General features: G+C 68.3%; 16 protein-coding genes. 8 read left to right on the top strand and 8 right to left on the bottom strand.

Features of this window, described 5'->3' with window-relative positions:
* Positions 1–104 precede the first annotated feature (104 nt).
* The 5 genes from NRK68_RS12790 (at position 105) to NRK68_RS12770 (ending at position 5,664) form a co-directional block, all read left to right on the top strand.
* On the top strand, positions 105–908 hold the full coding sequence (locus NRK68_RS12790; RefSeq protein WP_046774759.1) for an ABC transporter permease: 804 nt from the start codon (positions 105–107) through the stop codon (positions 906–908).
* Positions 901–1,830 (top strand): ABC transporter permease, encoded by a 930-nt coding sequence (locus tag NRK68_RS12785; protein WP_373023519.1) that lies wholly within the window; start codon positions 901–903, stop codon positions 1,828–1,830. The genes NRK68_RS12790 and NRK68_RS12785 overlap by 8 nt, the downstream gene beginning before the upstream one ends.
* A 6-nt stretch (positions 1,831–1,836) precedes the next feature.
* A complete protein-coding gene (locus NRK68_RS12780) occupies positions 1,837–2,808 on the top strand; it encodes an ABC transporter ATP-binding protein (RefSeq protein WP_183065640.1) in 972 nt (323 codons plus the stop codon).
* A 173-nt stretch (positions 2,809–2,981) separates the two neighbouring features.
* Entirely contained in the window at positions 2,982–3,638 is a 657-nt protein-coding gene (locus NRK68_RS12775) for a DUF1707 SHOCT-like domain-containing protein (protein WP_183065544.1), read from the top strand.
* Positions 3,639–4,404: 766 nt separating this feature from the next.
* Positions 4,405–5,664, top strand: coding sequence for a DUF445 domain-containing protein (locus NRK68_RS12770; protein WP_183065543.1), 1,260 nt, complete (start codon positions 4,405–4,407; stop codon positions 5,662–5,664).
* Here the strand turns inward: NRK68_RS12770 and NRK68_RS12765 are convergent.
* Together NRK68_RS12765 and NRK68_RS12760 are read right to left on the bottom strand one after the other, a co-directional pair.
* Entirely contained in the window at positions 5,634–6,650 is a 1,017-nt protein-coding gene (locus NRK68_RS12765) for a hypothetical protein (RefSeq protein WP_257855820.1), read from the bottom strand. The genes NRK68_RS12770 and NRK68_RS12765 overlap by 31 nt on opposite strands.
* Before the next feature lie 34 nt (positions 6,651–6,684).
* Complete coding sequence (locus NRK68_RS12760; protein ID WP_257855819.1) at positions 6,685–7,221, bottom strand: GNAT family N-acetyltransferase; 537 nt, start codon at positions 7,219–7,221, stop codon at positions 6,685–6,687.
* A 186-nt stretch (positions 7,222–7,407) separates the two neighbouring features.
* On the opposite strand from NRK68_RS12760, the gene NRK68_RS12755 reads away from it, so the two are divergent.
* Both NRK68_RS12755 and NRK68_RS12750 read left to right on the top strand, forming a co-directional pair.
* Positions 7,408–7,599, top strand: a complete 192-nt coding sequence (locus NRK68_RS12755; RefSeq protein WP_257855818.1) for a hypothetical protein — start codon at positions 7,408–7,410, stop codon at positions 7,597–7,599.
* A 39-nt stretch (positions 7,600–7,638) separates the two neighbouring features.
* Positions 7,639–7,935: a hypothetical protein gene (locus NRK68_RS12750; RefSeq protein WP_257855817.1), complete on the top strand. Its 297-nt coding sequence runs from the start codon at positions 7,639–7,641 to the stop codon at positions 7,933–7,935.
* Positions 7,936–8,063: 128 nt separating this feature from the next.
* Here NRK68_RS12750 and NRK68_RS12745 read toward each other — a convergent pair whose 3' ends face one another.
* Positions 8,064–8,813, bottom strand: coding sequence for an HNH endonuclease (locus NRK68_RS12745; protein WP_257855816.1), 750 nt, complete (start codon positions 8,811–8,813; stop codon positions 8,064–8,066).
* A gap of 160 nt (positions 8,814–8,973) precedes the next feature.
* Between NRK68_RS12745 and NRK68_RS12740 the strand changes: the two genes are divergently transcribed.
* Positions 8,974–10,044 (top strand): DNA cytosine methyltransferase, encoded by a 1,071-nt coding sequence (locus NRK68_RS12740; protein WP_257855815.1) that lies wholly within the window; start codon positions 8,974–8,976, stop codon positions 10,042–10,044.
* A 14-nt stretch (positions 10,045–10,058) separates the two neighbouring features.
* Here NRK68_RS12740 and NRK68_RS12735 read toward each other — a convergent pair whose 3' ends face one another.
* The 5 genes from NRK68_RS12735 to NRK68_RS12715 form a co-directional block, all read right to left on the bottom strand.
* Positions 10,059–10,499 carry a very short patch repair endonuclease gene (locus NRK68_RS12735; RefSeq protein ID WP_257855814.1) on the bottom strand — a complete coding sequence of 147 codons (441 nt, stop codon included), beginning with the start codon at positions 10,497–10,499 and terminating at the stop codon, positions 10,059–10,061.
* The gene (locus NRK68_RS12730) at positions 10,492–11,325 is read right to left on the bottom strand and encodes an HNH endonuclease (RefSeq protein WP_257855813.1); all 834 of its coding nucleotides are present in this window, start codon (positions 11,323–11,325) and stop codon (positions 10,492–10,494) included. Before NRK68_RS12730 ends, NRK68_RS12735 begins: the two co-directional genes overlap by 8 nt.
* 2 nt (positions 11,326–11,327) lie before the next feature.
* Positions 11,328–12,305 carry a NaeI family type II restriction endonuclease gene (locus tag NRK68_RS12725; protein WP_257855812.1) on the bottom strand — a complete coding sequence of 326 codons (978 nt, stop codon included), beginning with the start codon at positions 12,303–12,305 and terminating at the stop codon, positions 11,328–11,330.
* A 95-nt stretch (positions 12,306–12,400) separates the two neighbouring features.
* On the bottom strand, positions 12,401–15,340 hold the full coding sequence (locus NRK68_RS12720; protein WP_257855811.1) for a Z1 domain-containing protein: 2,940 nt from the start codon (positions 15,338–15,340) through the stop codon (positions 12,401–12,403).
* 16 nt (positions 15,341–15,356) lie between these two features.
* Positions 15,357–16,883, bottom strand: a complete 1,527-nt coding sequence (locus tag NRK68_RS12715) for an ATP-binding protein (RefSeq protein ID WP_257855810.1) — start codon at positions 16,881–16,883, stop codon at positions 15,357–15,359.
* Between the last annotated feature and the right edge of the window lie 119 nt (positions 16,884–17,002).

Here is a 17,002-nt window from a genome sequence, read left to right as displayed (position 1 = left end):
CGGGGGTAAATCGGTCGCGTGGCTCGCCCCTCCGCACTAAGCTCGCGCGCTTTGGCCGACGTAGGAACGACGTGGAAAACGGAGGGGATACGGTGCGCCAGAGAGTGCGCCTCTACGCGGCGGTCGCGGCCGGCGGGTTCCGGCGATACGCCACCTACGGCACGGCGACCGCGGCGGGCGTCTTCACCAATACCGTGTTCGGGTTCATCGTCGCGTTCACGTACGCCGCCCTGTGGGACCAGCGTCCGGGGCTCGGCGGCTACGACCGGGCCCAGGCCCTGACCTTCGTCTGGGTGAGCCAGTCGCTGCTGGCGGCCGGGGCGTTCATCGGCGGCGGGTTCCAGGAGGAGATCCAGGAGCGGGTCCGCACCGGCGACATCGCCGTCGACCTGTACCGGCCCGCGGACCTGCAGATGTGGTGGCTCGCGGCCGACCTGGGCAGGTCCGCCTTCCAACTGCTGGGGCGCGGGCTGGTCCCGCTCGTGGCGGGGGCGCTGGCCTTCCAGCTGGCACTGCCTTCGGACCCGTGGCGGTGGCTGCTGTTCCTGGTCTCCGTCGTGCTCGGGCTGGTGGTGAGCTTCGCCGTGCGCTACATGCTGGGGCTGCTGGCCTTCTGGCTGATGGACGGGTCGGGGATCAACCTGATGGCGACCGTCGTCTCGATCTTCTTCTCGGGGATGCTGCTGCCGCTGACCGTTTTCCCCGGTGCCTTCGGGGAGTTCGTGCGCGTACTGCCCTGGGCGGCCATGCTCCAGGTCCCGATGGACGTGCTGCTGGGCGTGCACTCGGGGGCCGGGGACGCGGTCGGCGCGCTGGGCTTCCAGGCCGGCTGGGTCCTCGTACTGCTGGGCGCCGGGCGGCTGTTGCAGTCGGCGGCGACGCGGAAGGTGGTGGTCCAGGGTGGCTGAGGCGACCGGTACGGCGGGTACGGCAAGTACGGCAGGTACGGCGGGTACGGCCGCGACACGGCCGGCGCAGAAGCGGCGGAAGTTCACGGATCCGGAGGTGCCTCGGGCGCGCGGCCGGGTCCTGGAGGGGCTGCGCGGCTACGGCCTGATCGTGGCCATGTGGATCCGGTCGACGATGACGTACCGGACGTCCTTCGTCCTGTCGACGGTGGGGAACGCGGCGATCACACTGCTGGACTTCGTCGCGATCTCCATCATGTTCTCGCACGTGGACGTCCTCGGCGGCTTCACGCTGCCCGAGGTCGCCCTGCTGTACGGGTCCTGCTCGGCGTCCCTGGGACTGGCGGACCTGCTGCTGGGCAACACCGACCGGATCGGCGCCCGGATCCGCGACGGCTCGCTCGACACCATGCTGGTACGGCCGGTCCCGCTGCTCGCGCAGGTCGCGGCCGACCGCTTCGCGCTGCGCCGGCTGGGCCGGGTCGTGCAGGGGCTCGGGGTGCTGGGCTGGGCGCTCTGGTCGCTGGAGGTCGACTGGACAGGCGGGAAGGTGCTGCTGGTGCCCGTGATGGTGCTGTCCGGTGCGGCGATCTTCGCGGCGGTGATGGTGGCCGGGGCCGCCTTCCAGTTCGTCGCCGGGGACGCGGCGGAGGTGCAGAACTCCTTCACCTACGGCGGCTGCACGATGCTGCAGTACCCGCCGACGGTCTTCGCGACGGAGCTGCTGCGCGGGGTGACCTTCATCGTCCCGCTGGCCTTCGTCAACTGGCTGCCCGCGCTGTATGTGCTGGGGCGGCCCGATCCGCTGGGACTGCCGGGGTGGGCCGCGTTCCTGAGCCCGCTGGTGGCCTTCGTGGTGTTCGTGCCCGCGTCGCTGGCCTGGCGCGCGGGAGTCCGTTCGTACCGGAGTACGGGGAGCTGAGCCGTGGTGGACGATGATGTGCTGATCTCGCTGGACGGGGTCGAGAAGGTCTTTGACGTACGGCGCCGGGTGAGCCTGATGCGCCGGGAGAAACGCCAGGTCAGGGCGGTGGACGGGATCAGCTTCGCGGTCGCGCGGGGCGAGATGGTCGGCTACATCGGGCCCAACGGGGCCGGCAAGTCGACCACGATCAAGATGCTGACCGGCATCCTGAACCCGAGCGGCGGCCGGCTGCGGGTCGCGGGCATCGACCCGGCGCGGGAGCGGGTGCGGCTCGCGCACCGGATCGGGGTGGTCTTCGGGCAGCGCACCACGCTGTGGTGGGACCTGCCGCTGAAGGACTCGTACGGGCTGATGCGGCGGATGTACCGGGTGCCGAGGGCGCGGTTCGAGGAGAACCTGGAGCGGTGCGTGGACCGCCTGGACCTGGCCGAACTGCTCGACGTGCCGGTGCGTCAGCTGTCGCTCGGGCAGCGGATGCGCGGGGACATCGCGGCGGCGCTGCTGCACGATCCCGACGTGCTGTACCTGGACGAGCCGACGATCGGGCTCGACGTGGTGAGCAAGGCGAAGGTACGGGGCTTCCTGCGGCAGTTGAACGAGGAGCGCGGCACGACGGTGCTGCTGACCACGCACGACCTCCAGGACATCGAGCAGCTCTGCGAGCGGGTGATGGTCATCGACCACGGGCGGCTGATGTACGACGGGGTACTGGGCGGGCTGCACGCGGCGGGGCCGGCGGGGGAGAGCGAGCGGACGCTGGTGGTGGACCTGGAGCGGGAGCTGGCGCCGATCAGCGTGCCGGGGGCGCGGGTGGTGAAGGTGGAGGGGCCCCGGCAGTGGCTGGCCTTCCCGGCGGGGCAGTCGGCCGCGCCGCTGGTGTCGGCGGTGGCGGCGGAGTACCCGCTGGTGGACCTGTCGGTGCGGGAGCCGGACATCGAGGACGTGATCGCGCGGATGTACGCGGGGCGGGACTGAGCGGGGCGCTGCGCGGCGCGGCTGCGCGGGGCGCGGGGCGCGGGGCTCGGGCGGGGCTGTGGGGCGCGGGCGCCGCGCGGGCGCGGCTCGGGGGTGGTCTCAGGGTCCGGTCGGGGGTGGTCTCAGGGGCCGGACCATACAACTCCCGCGTGTGCGTGCATAGTCTGGTGCGTATGAGTGACGAGCGGCCGGAGAAGCCGTTGCCGGAGTTGAGGGCGTCGGATGCCGACCGGGACCGGGTGGTGGAGCGTCTGCGTGACGCCGTCGCCGAGGGCCGGCTCGACATGGAGGAGTTCGAGGAGCGGCTGGATGCGGCGTACAAGTCCCGTACGTACGCGCAGCTGGAACCGCTGACGGCGGACCTGCCGGCGGCCACCGCCCCGGCCGCGGCGCCGCCCGTGGCGGCGGCAGCCGGGGCTGCCGCCTGGCCGGGCCGGATCGGCGGGACGGGCTCGTCGTCGCTGGCCGTCGCGGTGATGTCGGGTTTCCAGCGCAAGGGCCGCTGGACGGTCCCGGCCCGCTTCGACGCGGTGGCGTTCTGGGGCGGCGGCGAGCTGGACCTGCGCGAGGCGGACTTCGCGCAGCGCGAGGTGGTGATCAACTGCGTCGCGATCATGGGCGGCATCGAGATCACGGTGCCGCCGGGGGTGGACGTGGACGTGCGGGGCTTCGGCTTCATGGGCGCCTTCGACCAGCGCGACAGCCCGGGCCCCACGGAGCCGGGCGCTCCGCGGGTGGTGGTGACGGGCTTCGCCTTCTGGGGCGGCGTAGAAGTCAAGATCAAGCACCCGAAGCCGCCACGGGGCGGCATGTCCCTCCACAAGCGGTAACGCGGCGCGGCTCCCGCCGGGGCTGCCGTGGTTCCTGCTGGGCGGTGGCGCAAGGGTGCGGGGCGGTGCGCTTCGGCTCCCGCCGGGGCTGCCGGGGCTCCGCCCCGGACCCCGCGCCTCAATCGCCGGCGGGGCTGGATTTCGCCGGCCAGGAGTGCACCCTTCGGCTCCCGCCGGGGTGGCCAGTGTTCCGGCTGGGCGGTGGCGCAAGGGTGTGGGGCGGTGCCCCGCCGGAGTGTCTCCTCGGCTCGGCGCGTGCGGCCTTGTCGTGCCGAGTCGGCCCTGGTTGCGCGCTCGTCCTGCGGGGACACTCCGCCGTGTCCCCGCCCCACCGGCCCGTACTGCTGGAGGGGGGACGGGGAGGGGTGTCCCCGCAGGACGAGGCGCGACCAGAGCCGCCTGGCCGGGCCAGGGCCGCACGCGCCGAGCCGAGGAGATACCCCTGCCCGGCCCCCCGACCCACCCGCACCGCGCCCGTACCCCGCCCGACAGCACGATCAGACCCCCGCCGAGCAACCCCGCAGGGGCCCCGCACCGCACCGCAGCCCGGCAGCACGATCAGGCCCCGGCCGAGCAACCCCGCAAGGGACCCGCGGGAGCGGAAGGGCGTGGCGGGAACTCCGCCGCCCTCCCAGGAGTCGGATGCTATGCAGACAAAACCGGCGCCCGGCGCCCCGGGGGAAGGCAGGACCACGTGGACGACCGCACCAGAGCCGTCGGCAGAGCCGACGGCACAGCCGCCCCGCCCCATCCCCGCGGAGCGTTCGTGTTCAACGCCGCCGACGAGGAGCGCCGCCGAGGTGTCCGCAGGATGAAGGCCACCGCGACCGGCCTCCTGCTGCTGGTCGCGCTGGTCTACGTACTGGCCAAGTACGCCCAGCACGCCTGGGGTGCCGGCGGCTGGGCCGGCTACGTCGCCGCCGCCGCGGAGGCCGGCATGGTCGGCGCGCTCGCGGACTGGTTCGCCGTCACCGCCCTCTTCAAGCGCCCCCTCGGCCTGCCCATCCCGCACACCGCGATCATCCCGACCAAGAAGGACCAGCTCGGCGTCACGCTCGGCGAGTTCGTCGGCGAGAACTTCCTCTCCTCCGACGTGGTCCGGGCCCGCCTCCACGCCCTCGGCATCGGCGGCCGCCTGGGCGCCTGGCTGGCCGAGCCCGCGCACGCCGACCGCGTCACGGCCGAGCTGGCCACGGCCCTGCGCGGGGCGCTGACCGTTCTGCGCGACTCCGACGTCCAGGCCGTCGTCGGCGAGGCCATCACGCGGCGCGCCGAGACCGCCGAGATCGCGCCGGGCATCGGCAAGACGCTGCAGAAGGTCGTGGCCGACGGCGGCCACCGCCGTGCCGTCGACCTCGTCTGTGCCAAGGCGCACGACTGGCTGATCACCCACGGGGACTCGATCACGGACGCGGTCCAGGGCGGTGCCCCCGGCTGGACCCCGCGGTTCGTGGACCGCAAGGTGGGCGAGCGCGTCTACAAGGAGCTGCTCCGCTTCGTCACGGAGATGCGGGACATGCCTGAGCATCCGGCGCGCGCCGCGGTGGACCGTTTCCTGCGGGACTTCGCCGCCGACCTGCAGTCGGACACGGAGACGCGCGCGAAGGTGGAACGCCTCAAGTCCGAGATCCTGGCCCGTGACGAGGTCCAGGACGTCATCGCCTCGGCGTGGTCCGCGATCCGTTCGATGATCATCTCGGCGGCGGAGGACGAGCAGAGCGAGCTGCGCCTGCGGGTCCGTGCCTCGCTGATGTCCCTGGGCGCGCGCCTGGCCACCGACGGCCGTCTCCAGGCGAAGGTGGAGGGCTGGATCGAAGGTGCCGTCGTCTATGTGGTGACCACCTACCGGAAGGAGATCACCTCGCTGATCACGGACACGGTGGCGGCCTGGGACGCCGAGCACACCTCCCGCAAGATCGAGGCCCACATCGGCCGCGACCTGCAGTTCATCCGTATCAACGGCACGGTGGTCGGCGCCCTGGCGGGCCTGCTGATCTACACGGTCTCCCGCGCCTTCGGCGCGTAGCCGGGTCGGGGGAGCGGCAGCTCCAGTTGGGCGTGTCCGCGGGCCGTGACCTGCGGCGGGGTGGGGCGGGCGGTGCCCAGGGCGAGGAGTGCGCGCAGGGCGGCGATCAGGTCCGCGGGCCGCTCGCGCAGGATCCCGGGCGTCGTGCTGACCACCAGGACGCCCCGGGCTTCCATGCGCAGTCTGCGGCGCAGCGTGGCCTGCCAGGAGTCGCGCGTGTAGTGGTACTCCGCGGAGTCGATCTCCAGTGCCACGCCCTCCTCGGGCCAGTACGCGTCGGGGCTGGCGAGGAAGGTTCCGTCGGGTTCGTGGAGCCGGGCGTTCCAGAGCGGGGCGGGCAGGTCGGTGGCGGACAGGGTGTCGCGGGCGCGGCCCTCGGCGATCGACCGTACGCCGGCGACGAGTTCCGCGGCGGCCGCCCGGACGGCGGGGCGGTGGCGTACCCGGGCGGCGCGCAGTTCGGCGTGCAGGTCGTGGGGGTGGCACCAGCCGCCCTGGACGACGTTGGCGAGGACGGAGCGTACGAGGTCCGGGTCGTCCGTGCGGGCCGCGAAGTCGGTGGCGGCCCGGACCGGGCGGGTGCTGGGGACCCCGGCGATGGTGATGGTGGTGGGCCAGCGGGTCGTCGAGGCGGGCCGGACGCGTCCGGTTGCGGCCACCGACCGGGGGGCGCGGACGAGGACGTCCAGGGGTTCGGGTGGTGCGTCGCGGATGCCGAGGAGGGCGAGGGCCGCGCCGCCGGTGAGGGCGGCGGTGGTCCCGGCGAGCGGGTCCGCGGTGGGCGGGGCGGCGTACAGGACGGCGGACAGGGCCTGCTGCCGGGTGTCGGGTGGGCCGGTCTGCAGGAGGTAGACCCTCGGGAGGAGCCGCTGCCAGGGTCCTCCGCGGCGGCTGCGGCCGCTGATGGTGGCGGCCGGGATGCCGGCCTGCCGGAGCTGGTGGTGGGTGGCCATGTTCTGCTGGCGCTGGGCGGTACGAGTGATCATGCCCCCGGTATGCCCGGTGGCGGGCGGTCGACGCTCAGGCCGAGGGGTGGTTCGGGGCGAGGAAGACGACGACTGCGTTCTCGGTTCCGGGCAGGGGCTTCACCTCGTGCCAGCCGAGCCGGTGGTAGGTGGCCACGGTGTCGGTGGCGGCGCGGGCGGTCAGCAGCCAGGCCCGGTCGTCGGGGGCGTCGGCGGTGATCTCCGCCAGCAGGGCGCGGCCGGTGCCGTGTCCGCGCGCGTGCGGCCGTACGGCGAGTTCGTCGATCTCCAGGGCTCCGACGAGGAGCTCCCGTACGCGCTGCCGGCCGAGTTGGGCGGCGACCCGTCCGTAGGACCGGTCCGTGGGGAAGGCGCGGGGCGTCAGCCAGGCGGTGGCGAATCCGTCGACGCCGAGGGGCGACTGCGCGAAGGCGGTACGGAAGCCGGGGCGCCGGCTGTCCGTCTGCAGCCGCACGGCGAACTGGCGAATGGTTTCTTCGTCCTCGTTCCACGGCGGGGCCGAGAAGACCTCGCCGTAGGTGTCGGCCAGTTCGTCGGTGAGGTCGAGGACAGCCGGTCCGTAACAGATCACGTTTGCAGCTCCTTGGGCCGGCTTGGGTGGCTTGGGTCGTATCGCCCCTATCGAAGACTGAATCTACGCCTGCGCGGTGCCGGGGCGGGCAGGTCCACAGATCCGGAGGGTGTGCGACAAATCCGACTTCCGTACGGTGTTGCGGACCACCCGTATCGGCCCGCCCGGGCCGGCGTTGAGCCCGGCGTGCACAACAATCTCCTCGGCAGGGTCCTGATGGGTCTCGCCGCCTGCGCGGTGGCGTTCTTCGTGATCCTGGGGGTCGTGGCCGTGCTCCCGCGGGCACTGCAGGACGCGCTCCCCGACAACGTCCTGGGCGGCGCCGCGGTCGTGCTGGCGGTGGCGGCCGCGCGCAGGTTCGCGCGGCGGGCGCGTTAGCCTCGTGCGGAGACGTTCGAACGGCTGGAGGCCCCCACGATGGCGCAGTTCCCCACCTCGCTCGTAGCCGCAGGCGGCCTGGTCGGCGGCTACGCCGCCGCCCGCTGGACCGGCAAGCGTCCGCTCGGCGGCGTGGTCCTCGCGGCGGCCGGCACCCTCGCGGCCCGCGAGTGGCACCGCCGCACGACGCCGACCACGACGGCCCTGCTGGGCGCGGCCTACGTCGCCGCCTTCGCGGGCTCGCACCCCCTGGCGAAGAAGATCGGCGCCTGGCCCGCGGTCTTCACGGCAGCCGCCGCCATGGCCGCCACCACCTACGCCACGGCCGACCGCTGAGGGCTGCCCGTCCGGGCAGGAGACTCCGCGCGTGCCGCAGGACCGCACAGCCGCACGGTTCGGGGTGGGTCATCAGCAGCCCTGCCATGTCAGCTTCAGCCGGCCGCTCGTGGCGCCGTTCCTCTGTCTCACCCCCTGCTTCGTGACCGCTCCATTTCGGTCCTCAACTCGCCGGGGGTGCGCCAGGACGCCCCATGGTGGCTGCGATGGCACATGCGGTGGCAGTTGGCGCATAGCAGAGCGAGATCGTTCAGTTTGGTCTCGCGGGGGCCGGAAATGTGGAGTGGCAGCAGGTGGTGCACTTCGATGTATCCGTCACCGAGTGTTCCGTAAGCGGAACGGAAATCGAAGGCGCATACCGCGCAGCGCAGGGGCAATCCCAGCTTGCGGACCTGGGCGATCTTGCCCTTGCGCAGTGCTGGGTTCCGTTCCCGGGAGATGGCCCACCGGGCAAGCAGACGGCCTTCCGCCGCGGTTGTTCCGTCCTCGTCTGCTTCGTCCGGCTGCTCGGGGATCAGGGCAAGCTGACCTGAGCTGATTCCGGTCTCGATGGCATCTGCGGCCTGCAGCATTGCGGCCTCGCGGGCCAGGAACTCCTTGATGATCAGCTTGTCCAGCTTCCCGCCCTTTGTGGGCCTGCCCGGGTAGCCAGGGTGGTTGGAGGCGAGGTCCGTGGTCTTGCGGGAAACGCTCCCGGCAGACCTGTACTCGGGCAGGCTGTCTGCCAGGCCCGTGCGGTCGGGCAGGGGCAGGGCCCGGAGCAGGTCGGAGAGCTCGGTCACAGAGGGGTCGCCGACCCTCAGCTCGCGCCAGCCGTTCCTGACGACGAGCGCGCAGGCCAGCAGCAATTCGTCCCAAGTCCACGAAGGGCTACGCATGGCGAATATCGTATAAGCGTTCGTTGCAGCCTGCGGGGAGTACAGGGCAAGCCGAATCGTGTCGCACACTGGTGGGGGTCGCGTTGTCAGTGGGGTCTGTCACCCTCTGTGAGGGCGGATTGCAAGGTGTGTCCGTCGCGCAAGTCTGGAAGGAGGGTGCATGACCAGCACTGAGTCGGGGTTCACGTCGGTGGAGATCTGCGCCGGGGCAGGGGGCCAGGCCCTGGGACTGCACCGTGCCGGGTTCAAGCATCATGCGTTGATCGAGATTGACGAAAACGCGGTCACGACCCTCAAGGCGAATACCGCCGACTGGGAGGGCTGCCGTGTTCTGCAGCGGGACCTCACCGAGTTCGATGTGGCCGAGCTGGGCCTGGCGTACGGGGAGCTTTCGCTCCTCGCCGGTGGAGTGCCCTGCCCCCCGTTCTCCACGGCAGGCAAGCAGCTGGGGCAGGACGATGAGCGTGACCTCTTCCCGACCATGCTCAAGATGGTTGAGGACCTGCACCCCAAGGCCGTCATGATCGAGAACGTGCGCGGTCTGCTCGAACCCCCGGAGAAGTTCCGGGAGTACCGGGAGAACACGATCCAGCGGCGCCTGAAGGACGCCGGGTACGAGGTGTGCATGTGGGAGGTGCTGGAAGCGTGGCACTTCGGAGTTCCGCAGCTCCGGCCGAGAGCCATCCTGGTGGCACTGCTGCCGGAGTACGCCCCGTTCTTCGTCCCGTTCAAGCCGGCGAGCGAGGTAGCCGAGGACGAAATCAGCAAGGTCACGGTGGGGCAGGCGCTGGAGGAGACGATGCGCCACCGATTTGAGCAGTCCTCGGCCCCAGGTGCGGAGGAGGCGTTCAAGAAGTGGTTCGCCGCAGCGGCCACAGACATCGCTCCGACCCTTGTCGGCGGTTCCAAGAAGCACGGTGGAGCCGACCTCGGCCCGACCCGCGCCAAGAAGGCGTGGGGGAAGCTCGGCGTCTGCGGCATGGGGGTGGCCAATGACTGGGACAAGATCGCAGACGAGGACAGAGATCTTTTTGCCGCGGCTGGTCCCAAGCTGACCGTCGAGCAGGCGGCGATCATTCAGGGTTTCCCTCCGAGCTGGCAGTTCCGGGGAAGGAAGACCGCTGCATACCGGCAGGTGGGGAACGCATTCCCGCCACCCGTAGCTGAGGCAGTTGGTCTGCGGATCAGGGCGGCCCTGGAGCAGAAGAAGATTGCCGGGGAGACGGCCTGACGGCTGGGATTCCGTCAGCGGCGAAGGCGACTGACCGTAGCAGCGATGGTCAGTGCGCAGTCTTCCGGAGGCTCATGCTCCCAGAAGCGGAGTACGGTCCACCCGGCAGCTCTGAGGTGCTCGTCCGTGTCCCTGTCGCGGGCCACGTTTCCGAGCACCTTCTTCGACCAGTAGCCACTGTTCGTCTTGGGCGGGACGTAATGCTCCGGGCAGCCGTGCCAGTAGCATCCGTCGATAAAGACGGCCAGCTTCGCCGGACGGAAGACCATGTCGGCCGTCCGGCGAAGGTCAGGCAAAGGCCTCGCCGCGACCCGGTAGCGCAGCCCTTGGGCGTGTACTAGGCGGCGCACCAGCTGTTCAGGCTTGGTGTCCCTGCTGCGGATCGCCTGCATGTTCCGGCGCCGTGCTGCTGAGGAAGCCCAGGAGCCGGTCGGCGGAATCCAGTCCTCAGTCATCCTCTCTGGCCCGCTTCCTGCTTTTTCCCTCTTCGATAGCGGAACGGATTGACCCTTCGGGCCATGGTGTCCATTTTACGAGGCGGTACTCGGAGAGTGCCCGCCTGCTGCCTGCTGGCCAGGTGACACGGTTATGGTATACCCAGCCAAGATCTTTGAGTTCGCGTAGCCGTCGCTGCCAGTCATCCTGATACTGCCTCATTGAGGCGACAATGCTGATGAGATCAGACGGTACCCATTCGCCTTCCAGGGCCTTGAGCAGCTCGCCGATCCTGCCGTGTGGTTCATCCTGTCTCGTGGCATTTCTGATTGCAGCGGAGTGTGAATCGTAAGTTGCGTAGAAGTCCCGCTTGCCCAGATTGCATTCCTCGCACAGGGGCTGAAGGTTGTCGTCATCATCTTCTCCGCCCCACGAGATGGGAATCTTGTGGTCGATGTGAAGCTTGACCTCATCGCCGAGGGGTGTCCGACCGCACTGAGCGCAGCGCTGGGGAGCAAGGATGCGCGCCCGTGTTGCCCGGCTAAGGGTCCCGCGCATTGCATCAGGGGCGTCGGCTTTCCAGCCGAGCAGCCGGTACCGGTGAATTCTCCCTGTCTGGGTGCGCTGAACCACGAAGCAGTCCCGGATGGACCTCAGCCTGCGGATGGCCTCCGACTGTGGTCCGAAGAGGTCGGCAACGAATGCGTGAATCTCCTCTGTAGTAGGCGGCGAGTCGCGCCGCTCGTACAGGAATCCATACAGCTGGCGCACGCTCTCTAGCGGGAAGAGCTGGCGTATCTCAGGGGAGTCGGGTTCGGGAAGGCGGCGGTCCTGGACCTTGGGCATGATCAGGTTCTGTCGTTCTCTGTGTGTTTGGGAAGAAACGGCGCGGTCTCTACGGGGTCGTCATCATCAGCGAGTACCCAAGTCCGGCCATCAAGATCGATACGAGGCCGGTCCCCGTGGTATGGCCTGGCCTGCGCGACACGGAAACTGACGAGCTCTCCAGGGCGGGGGACTTGCGCACCGAGAGCCCGGGCGACGTGCTGGTGGCTGCTGTAGTGACCGGGGATGAGTACACCTTCTTCGCGGAGCACGGTGCGTGCGCGTCCCTGGGCCTCTCGAACGCGAGCCATGTAGTCACTCTGCTGGGCGACAGTGCGCACCACTCCGCGGCCGATCCTCCGGTTCTGAACCTGCCGGAAGAGCTCGTTGACACGCTTCTGCCCTGAGGAGGACGACAGGATGGCATCCCGCGTGGCTGCAGGGAGGTGCAGGAGTACGTTCTCTGGGAGGGCTTCCTGATGTGACAGCCAGAGGATCTTGTTGCGGTGCTCGGCCTTCACGGTCAGCTTCATATCCCGGTTGGTTCCCCGGTTCAGCCACTGCTCCTCTATGCGCAGCAGTCCTGCACTCCAGCGGCTCGTATAGTCATCTGCCCAGACCAGCAGGCACAGGTGCCCTACAGCCTCTGGTGGAATCATCCAGGAACCGAACTGCTGGGAGTATTTGCAGTCAACGTCGATGCCCGCAATCCTGTAATCCATATCGATACCGTCGTCGAACCTGAACTCGCGCTGCAGGTTGATTTCGACGAGCGTCCCGGCGTGGGTCTTCTCGGTTTTGAAGAGCGTCTTCCAGTCATACCGGCCAGTTACTTCACCGTTGAGCAGCTGATCGATCGTGTCGCGCAGAACCGTGGAGAATCGCTGCCCAGCTGGGTCGAGACGGGTTAGGTAATTGTGCACCGCTTGCAGCTCCTGGTCACTCTCAAGGAGAGCCTGGGAGTGAATGTTGGCCGCAGCCGAAATATCGAGAGGCAGCAAGTACTGCTCCTTGTCGGGTGGGTGTACGTTGCCGGCATTGCGTGAACGGGCACGGGCAGCCCCGATGCTATTCAGGGCTGCCCGTTTCGGCTGCGTTAGATCCCTGAACGCTTTGCCTGATAGCGGAGCAGGCGACGCGTGGAATCATTGGCAGTGGTGGGTGGGACCACGGTGAACGCCATGATGACGCGCTTAGGGTCAGCCGTGCCGTCTGTGACAGCAGCCAGGAGCGCAGCGTCCTTTGACGCTTCCACCACGGGATAGACCAGAACGATGCCTGTGCGAGAGCTCACGCCCAGCGCGCGGGCCCGCACGCTTTCATTGCCCGAGCCCGCTTCCTCGATGAGCGACTCGGCCCACCTTCGGTGCTCCATACCGGAGATGCGGCCGAACGCGGCCTTGTCGAGCTGGCGTGAACGCCTGACCAGCGAAGTCGGCGCCGAGCCCAGCACACTCGCTTCGATCCGCCGGTTCGGTGTTGTCTGCGGTGCGACAAGAAGCCAGTCGTCTACCTTGGCGAGTTCGCCGTTGAGCTTGGAGAGGTAGTTGAGGTGGGGCTCGAAGTGGTTATCGCCTTCCCACTCCAGTTGCCGCAGGACGCTGACCAGGCTGTCGTGCGGGACGGCAGCGAGCGCCGCCTCGAACGTCCGGGTGAGGGGGCTTGTCTCGTCCGGGGGCAGGTCCAGTGTCTGCCGGGCTGCGCCGAAAACATGGAGGAGGGGCTTCCAGCGCTTTGCGTTGGCCTGGATCTTTGCGGGTTCCCTGGGGTAGGCGGCAGGCTCGATGGGCCGCCCCGGTGAGCGGATCTCTGTGAGCTCGGCATTGAACATCTTGTTGCGTGCCGTCGGCTTGACGAGCCCGAGGTGCTGGGAGACCAGAGGAAGCACTCTGCGAGGTGTCAGCTGCGGCTCACCGTCGATCATCTGGGCGTACTGGGTGAGTTCGGAGCGGAATGCTTCCTCGTCCTGGCAGATCGCCTCGAACGCCTCGTACAGGTCCAGAGACTTGTCCTTGCCGTATGGTTCTTCCCGGCCTATGTAGAGGCGAACGAGGTCCCGGTAGCCTGGGCGGAAGCCGAACCAGCGGCCCATCTGCATCAGCGTGTCGGCTTGCTGTGTTTTCCTCCGGTAGTACGTGACGCTTAGACCCTCTACGGTGAAGCCGCGGGACAGTTTGGTGCCGCCGACCAGGATCTTCCAGACGTTTGGTGTGCGGTCGAAGTCGAGACCAGGCTGCGCGTAGTCCTTCTCATTTGCCCCATTGACGATGATGACGGGATTTCCGCCGGACCCAATGAGCTGCCGGGCACGGCTGACGTGGCTGCGCAGCTCCTCGTACGAGCCAGGGACGGGCAGCCCGTCACTCCGGGCGCTGCACACCGGCATGTAGTCCGATTCGAAGAGCGCAGCCAGGCGGAAGTGGGACTCGCTGCTCATGTAGGACGAATCCCACAAGCCCTTGATGCGGGCGGCGAGTGCCGCATGGTCCGCCACACGCACTGATTCGTGAACCAGCATGGTGTGGTGCCGGAACGGTCCGTCGGGGACTCCCTTTGCCGAGCGGTAGAGCTTCATGGCGCCGGCGAGAACGAAGGCGTCTATGGCTTCGAGGAGACGGTCACCCGTGCTGGTGTCGATGCCGCGTACGTGTGCGGCTTCCCGGGAGTTGGCAACCGTTCGCTCGCTGGCGGGCAGGTCAGAGTCAAGGTCGTGGAAGTCCTCCACGCCCATGTACCCGACGGGGCGGGGAAGTGATACCAGGAAGTCACGCGGGAACAGATCCGCGGAGTCGTCAGGGTCGACGAACACGTTCGCGAAAGGAGTTGCGGTGTAGCCGATGTACTGGGCGCGGGGCATAAGGCCCAGAAGCTGGCACACCAGCGTGTTGATGGCAGACCGGGTTTCTTTGCCCTCTTCCCACTTGCTCGGATCCGTTGTGTTGACCGAAGCCTGATCGGACTCGTCATCGATGATGAGCGCCGGGATCTCGCCGAGGATCGGGCCGATCTTCTTGAGGTCGTTCACAAGTTTGGTCAGGACAGCCTTGTTCTTCTTGACGACCATGATGCGGGCTGCCGCAGGGTGCAGGTTTGCCGGATGGTAGAGAGGGAGGGACTTCTCCACCTTCTCGATGTCCAGGGCGCGGATGCCCCGTTCCAGCGACTGGTAGTCCTTGTCCTTCGTCGTCAGACGCTCCAGGTCGAATGCGCCCAGATGCGAAGGCCTGCTGCCGTGTGAAACGAACTTCCCGGGCCAGTCCTCGTCGTCCTGGTAGTCAACGCCGACCAGCGCGTCGAGATCAGTGGGGTCGGCCCCGCCGAGGATGTTCTCCTGGCCGATCAGCTCCATGTCGAGGCGCCGCTGAGTCTGGCCACGCAGCAGGTTAAGCGTGCCGCCGAGCACGATGACGAGGCGGTAACCGGCGTCCACTGCCTTGGCGATGACGCCTGTGAAGTTGGCGGTCTTGCCGGACTGGACGTATCCAACGACCAGGCCGCGGGCACCGTAGGCTTCGACACGGGCCGGATCAGACAGGCGTTCCACGACGTTGTGGGCAGCCTCTCCAAGGCTGGTGATCGCCGGCTCGCTCCATCCCTTGGTGCGGAGAAGGTTCTCGTACGCCGGCCAGTAGAAGGCGCGGGACACGGCTTTGTCCCGGGTGTACCAGGCCTGGTTGCTCTCACTGATCACGACGGGCTGGGGGCCTTTGTCGACGGGGGCAGCAGCGTCCAGGGACTTGGCAAGGTCGGCACCGAAGCCCAGACGTGCGTACGCGTCAGCGCGCCGTTCATCCGAGCAGGGCGGCGCGCTGGACCAGTCAGCCGTGAGCGCGGCGTCCCATTGGCAAAGGGCACGACTCCAGAGGGTCGTCAGTCCGGCGTCGCCCTCTAGAATGCGGGCCTGAAAAACCCCGAGGTCCGTCTCGTGTCCGTCATCGGTCTCGGACAGCCCAGCCGCGAGGCGGCTGAAACCCTTGGGCCCGCGTCGCATGGCGCCGAGTGCGTCAGTGTGGAGATTAAGCAGGTGGTCGGTCACAGGGGCACAGCTCCAGTCAGCGGGACAGTTCACAACGAGCAGCGGACAGGAGCACGCTGTTCCACAAGGCCATCTCATCGTTCCGCTGGGCGCTTGAACGTCCCAGCCGGAAGTTCTTTTCGAGCATGAGGTAGAGGAGCCCCTTCAGTACCGGAGCATCGTTGGCACCCGCGCGTCGGCCACTGTTGAAGGCCGACCGGTACTCCTTGTTGAGCCGGACGACATGGTCTTCACGGTCGATGCTGAAAAAGAGTTCCGGCGGAAGTGTTTCCCAGCGGAAGGTGATCGGGTCCGCGCCCTCGATCTGTGGCAGCTCGTCACGGAGCGCACGCTTGAGTTTGGGGTCGACTCCCTTGCCGGGCGGAACGGCACTGGTGCGCTGTACCTCCACCGACCGTTTGGCGGCTTCACGGTAGACGTTCTCTGCTTCCGCGAGATAGGCGGTGAAGGAGTGCCCGCTGGCGTCGACTGCTTTCTCAATGCCACGGGCGAAGGCTGGTGTGACGCTCACTCCGTCCTTCTTCACGGTCAGGCTGAACACACTGTTCGCCGACGCGGGGAGATCGAGCGAGACGCGTGCCAGGTTGTGGTGCGTCTCGGCACCGCGAATGCCGTTCCACCCCCCCGCCTGGACCAGACGGTCGTTGCGGTAGATGTAGAAGCCCTGCCGATCCGCCAGCGCGCCGATGCCGCGGTAGGAAACCAGTTGAGAGCGGGGCGGCCAGACATGGGCCTTGAGCGGGACCGGGCCTACACCCTCGATGGGAGCCGTGTACGTCCGCGGAAAACCTGCCCGCCCCGGGACTCGGTAGCCGAAGGGGTCGATCGGCTCCACCCCCCGGTGATCGAGTTCCTCCTTCGTGCGGACGTCTTCGACGACGAGGTCGATGTGAAAGTCGTCCCGGGCGAGGAACCTGTGAAGGTACAGGCCTAGATGGGTCTCCAGCTTTTCGATCTGCTCGTTGAGGAAGCGGTCTGACTGGCCGGAGAGGACGGTGTCAAAGGCGCGGACGCTGTCCCACCGCACGATGGTGCCGTGCCACCCGATGATCCCGTCGTAGCGGTCGACCAGGTCCTGGCAGTACCGCGGGTCCACGATGTCGCAGCTGAAGTCCTGCTGCGCTTGGGCGGTCAGCCAGCGTCGTCCGGTGGCTGGACTCCTCTTGGTGCGGCTGATGACCGTCAGGGACCCGGAGTGTGAGAGCGAGGCCGCTTTCAGGCCGGCGCCGAAGTGCCCCAGCGCCCCGTCGGCGTAGCCCTCACGGCCTCCAACGATCATCGCGACATCGAGGGCGGCGTCGTCCATTCCGCGGCCATCGTCGATGACCAGCAGGCTGACGAGCCGGTCACCGTCCCGAAGGAAACTGACGACGACGTTACGGGCACCTGCGTCGATCGAGTTGTCGACCAGGTCGGCAATGGCTGCCTCGAAGCCGTATCCCTGGTGTGCCAGCGATTCGACGTAGCGGGCAGCCGGCGGAAGTTGCTTGCTGCCCAGTGTGGGTATGTCGAACTGCCAGTCGCCGGATGGTGAGTAGGGCATATGAACGGCAACCTCTATAGCGCAGGGGCGGATGAATCCGGCAGGGGAGGATCTTCCACTCCATATCTGCGGATGTCCGAAGACGCTAACGCACAGGGGGACCTTAAGTCAGCCTTATG

The organism is Streptomyces yangpuensis, from assembly GCF_024666385.1.
Taxonomy (GTDB): Bacteria; Actinomycetota; Actinomycetes; order Streptomycetales; family Streptomycetaceae; genus Streptomyces; species Streptomyces yangpuensis.
This window is presented reverse-complemented; position numbering and strand designations above follow the sequence as displayed.